The sequence below is a fragment of the Microbulbifer halophilus genome (assembly GCF_026183675.1).
Classification (GTDB): Bacteria; Pseudomonadota; Gammaproteobacteria; order Pseudomonadales; family Cellvibrionaceae; genus Microbulbifer; species Microbulbifer halophilus.
This window is the reverse complement of sequence record NZ_JAPIVK010000090.1, coordinates 1-1,041: the sequence shown is the minus strand read 5'-3', so window position 1 is coordinate 1,041 and position 1,041 is coordinate 1. Positions and strand designations below refer to the sequence as shown.

Sequence of the window (1,041 nt, the reverse complement as noted above, 5' to 3'; positions counted from 1 at the left end):
TATTAACCCGGCATTCAAATAGGCATCATGCGGCATATCGAATGAACTCAGCCTCGAAATATTTCATGACTCGTCCCGGAAGCTTTTGCAGTTTCCGCAGATGGCCCATGGCTTTCGCTTTCAATTCTTTTTTGCCACGTGCAGGCTGACCACTATGAACGCCCGCTTTGAGATCGCAATTCAGATATTCATCCGGATTCAACTCCGGGGAGTACGCGGGCAGGTAGAAAACCTCAATCTCATCCTCGTGCTCGGCAAGCCACTCCTTTACTTTGCGAGCGTGATGGACTCGCAGATTGTCGAGAATCAGGAAGACCTTACGCTGGGCATCCTTGATCAACCGCGCCATGAAGTCGATCAGAACATCAGCGTTCATACTCCCGTCGAAGAACCGGAAACGCACCTTGCCCTGATTGGTCACTGCAGAGATGAGATTGACCGATTCTCGCTTGGCATTGAGTTGGATCACCGGCGTCTTACCCTTTGGGGCATATCCTCGGGTGTGTTGGCAGTCATTTCTCAAACCCGTCTCGTCGCCCCAATAAATTTCGGCATTTTCAGCCTTGGCTTTGGCGTGAATAGAAGGGTATTCCTCGTCCAGCCACTGCTGCACCTCGGCGGGTCGCTGTTCGTACGCTTTCTTTCTGGGCTTTTGCACCGTGAATCCCCAGCGCTTGAGGTATTGCCCCACAGTGCGAACCGCGATTTTCAAACCAGTTTCTTGTTGGATCAGTTGTTGAACGGCCTGGCGGGTCCACAAGGCATAGCGCAATTTGAGCTGGTCGGGCGTCTTATCGATCAGGTGTTTCTGGATCAATGTCTCCTGCTCTGGCGTCAACCATCGGCCAGTACCTTCCTGGCGACCGCGGGGCTTGGCGTGCAGAGCCCTGGTGCCGCCTGCCTGGTATTTTTTGATCCAGCGGCCAACAGTCAGGTAATGGACACCGACCTGCTCACCGATTTCACTATGGGTGTAGCTTCCGGTCTTCCACATGCGAATGGCCTGTTTGCGTTTTTCTTCCTGGGCCGAAGCAGGAAGGG

At 53.4% G+C, this 1,041-nt stretch carries 1 protein-coding gene; it reads right to left on the bottom strand.

Features of this window, described 5'->3' with window-relative positions; all coding sequences use genetic code 11:
• Positions 1–25: 25 nt before the first annotated feature.
• Positions 26–1,041 (bottom strand): IS630 family transposase (locus OQE62_RS19330; RefSeq protein WP_265723682.1); only part of this gene is annotated, 1,016 nt, incomplete at its 5' end.